The sequence below is a fragment of the Pseudomonas palmensis genome (assembly GCF_017848315.1).
In the GTDB taxonomy this organism is placed as follows: domain Bacteria; phylum Pseudomonadota; class Gammaproteobacteria; order Pseudomonadales; family Pseudomonadaceae; genus Aquipseudomonas; species Aquipseudomonas palmensis.
Genome location: NZ_JAFKEC010000115.1, coordinates 1 through 3125, shown reverse-complemented (window position 1 = coordinate 3125; position 3125 = coordinate 1). Strand labels below are relative to the sequence as shown.

The window sequence follows — 3125 nt, the reverse complement described above, 5'->3', positions numbered from 1 at the left end:
GGGTAGGAAGTCTCCCAATGTAATGCTTTGCCAGAACGTGGAACGGCCTCGCAGTAACCTGGCTCAGGTGCTAGTTGGCTTGATCCATTAATTCAGGCGCCTTGAGCCCCGAACGAACTGCTCGGTGGCAACCAGCCGGTGGCACGGGGGCAGGCCAGCCGGTGTGCGGTGTTACTCATTACCTCGACCGTTGTCTACACGGCCAAAGACGGCGGTTCAGGCTTTTGACGACCCGCATCACGGAAAAGCGCGGGTTGTCGACGTACTCGAACAGCCCAGAGCTGATGCCGATGGACTTGGACAGTTTCTCCAGGCGCATGCTCAGCGGGTGCGGCCGCGATTTCAGAACCTGCGGCCGCCCTGCAGGTCACTCAGCTTCACCGTGGCGTAGGCCGCCGATTGCGCCCATTTGTGCTGGAGAGGTCTAGCCCATTCATTACACCGATCGAGCTCTCGCGTTGTACAGATCAAATTCTTAACGCCCCTGATGACGCACTAACCTTTGGGAAGTACCTGAAACTCCGGGGCTGCTCTTCCTTTCAGGTGCAGATCCATCCAGCGCAGCAGGTAGTGAATGCTGAGACCACGGTGGCGTGCGTCGTCACTCCCTCTAATAACGTGCCCGGCACCCTCGAATTGAATCAGAGCAGTGGGCACTCTCAGGTGCTTGAGTAGCTTGAACATCAACTCGCTGCCTACGGATGAAGGCGTTCGATAGTCTCTGGTTCCACTCATGAAAAGCGTGGGCGTCGAGACGTCGAGCCCATGAGTTATCGGCGACAGAGCCTTATCCCTTTCATCCAGCCAGGGATATTTATCGCTGTCTGCCATGTCAGGCTGATCGCCCAGGAACCAATAGAGCGAATTATCCGCTACGCTACTGATCGAAACGGCAGCGCCGAATCTGTTCGTGTGGGTTATGGCCCAATCCGTCAAGATCGCGCCTGCCGAACCACCTGCGATGCCAATCTTTTCGGCATCGATCTCATCGCGGGCTAGCACGTAATCCACTCCCGCCATCGTGTCATCATACTCAAGTCCCGGCCACTTTCCGGCGAGGCTGCCGGCAAAAGCTTGGCCGTATGACATGCTGCCCCGCGGGTTCACGTACAGGACGAAGTAGCCAGCCGCCGCCATGGCCTGGATATCTCCGTCAAAAGCGCTGCTCCACCAGCTATATGGCCCGCCGTGCGCCCATACGATCAAGGGATAACTATGCGAGGCGGCGAGCATCGGTGGCTGATGCAGGTAGCCATGAATCGTTTCGCCGCCTGGGCCTTCGTATGTGATTTCTTCAGGTGCAGTGAGCAGTAACTCATTTCGAATGTGCCGATTGACCTCGGAGATCTGCATGCCGGTGCCATCAACAACTTCATAGAGCTCTGGCGGGTTTACGAAGCTTGAGGCAACAGCAATCAGTCGTTTGCTTTCCTGAGCTAGATGAAAACTCTGTACTACGTGGCGTCCACTCCATAGTGGGATAACCGTCTGAGCCAGGATATCCAGCTCGATCAAATTGGCGTTACCCGCGTCGTTGTTGATACTGATCAGCCGACGCTCGTCCAGCCACATCAATCCATCACCACCCACCTCACGGTCATAGCCAGTGGTCATGTTGGTAGTTTCGCCAGTAACCATATCCATTACGAATACGTCGTCCTGAGCGAAGTCCGCCGGGGCTTCTGGATTGCCCATCGTAAAGGCGATCTTTGAACCGTTGGGGCTGAGGTAGAGCTGTGGAGCCATTTCCATGTCTGCGCTGGTTCCCGGCATCCTCAAGGGCCTGACCACGCTCTGCTGGCCATCAACTAGGGCAACACTGCGCAAAGTAGTCGTGCCTGCACCGTAATAAGCTTCCATCGTATCGTTCGTAGTGAACAGGATAGAGAGGCTATCGACAGCCCAGAATGCTAACTTGGCTGCTACAGACGCGTGCGTCAGCTGCCTAGGGGCTTGTATGCCGCACGGAGAGCCGACTGCCACCACCCAAATCTGTGACAGAGCGGCGGTGCCGCTCCGCATTTCTTCAGATCGAAAATCGGCTCGTGTGATTATCCTGACGCCAGGGGGTGACACAGGCGCCTGCGCGATGGCTACCGCTGATGTGAGGGCAATACTTTTACCATCAGGAGACCATCGATAGTCGTCAACGCCGTTCTCCAGATCGGTCAGTGAACAGAGCATGCCTCGTTTCAAATCCAGAACATGAAGCTGCGCTGCGCGCTCATCGGCTCGCAGGAACGCCAACTTCGAACCATCAGGCGACCAGGCAGGCATGCTGTCATCATGCTGATCAGGGAAAAGTTGGGAAGTACGTCGTTCTTTCAGATTCATCTCCCAGAGCGCGCTCTCCCGCTGATCGCCATCACGGTTCAGTTCTGTTACTCGGAAAATTAGGGTTGTCCCGTTGGGAGAAACGGCCAACTCGCCGAGGTCTTTTACTCTGGCAATATCTTCGGTTCGGAACATGCGTTTTTCTGTGGCTTCTGTTGAAGCCACTTGGTCAGAACTTGACATCAACCCTCCTACGCATATGGCCAAGCTGGCAAGCTTGGATGTCATCCAGACGTGAGTCATCGAGCACTCCTGGCTTCATGGCTCGCCGATGGAAGAGCCGCAGGCGTAGATCCTACCATCACCAGCAGCCTGCATGATCACCTCTGTCGGTGAACGATGCCCCCGCCATGCCTGGCGCAACATTTCCAACAAGGTCGCCAAGGCAGCAGTATTTATGCAGGGAATAGAGGCTCGAGCCTCATGAGTATGAAAGTCAAACTAGTGGGGCTGTCAGGTAGTTTACGGGCACAATCGACCCATACCGCAGTGCTGCGCACGTTGGCGGAGTGCTTGCCGGAGGCTGTTTGCCTGGAACTGTTCGAGCTGGGTTCGCTTCCCCCGTACAACGAGGACGCCGATGGTGTGAGCGCGCCGCTGGAGGTGCTGGCCTTGCGTGAGGCAGTGGCCCGTAGCGATGGTCTGGTGATCGGCTCTCCAGAATACAATCACGGCATGTCGGGAGTACTGAAGAATGCTCTCGACTGGCTTTCGCGGCCCCATGGTCATTCTGTGCTCACTGGTCGCGGGGTGCTGACATTTACTGCCTCGCCTGCGTTTACGGGGGGGGG

At 56.5% G+C, this 3125-nt stretch carries 2 protein-coding genes; one reads left to right on the top strand and one right to left on the bottom strand.

From position 1 onward, the window contains the following. Window positions 1-495: 495 nt before the first annotated feature. A complete protein-coding gene (locus JZZ72_RS27530; RefSeq protein ID WP_210015485.1) occupies window positions 496-2577 on the bottom strand; it encodes a S9 family peptidase in 2082 nt (693 codons plus the stop codon). Window positions 2578-2757: 180 nt separating this feature from the next. Between JZZ72_RS27530 and JZZ72_RS27525 the strand changes: the two genes are divergently transcribed. Beyond that, window positions 2758-3125: NADPH-dependent FMN reductase (locus JZZ72_RS27525; RefSeq protein ID WP_210015484.1), on the top strand; the 368-nt coding region annotated here is incomplete at its 3' end.

Excerpts from the sequence above, each read along its gene's own strand:
- JZZ72_RS27530 (WP_210015485.1), bottom strand. The coding sequence starts at position 2,577 with ATGACTCACGTCTGGATGACATCCAAGCTTGCCAGCTTGGCCATATGC.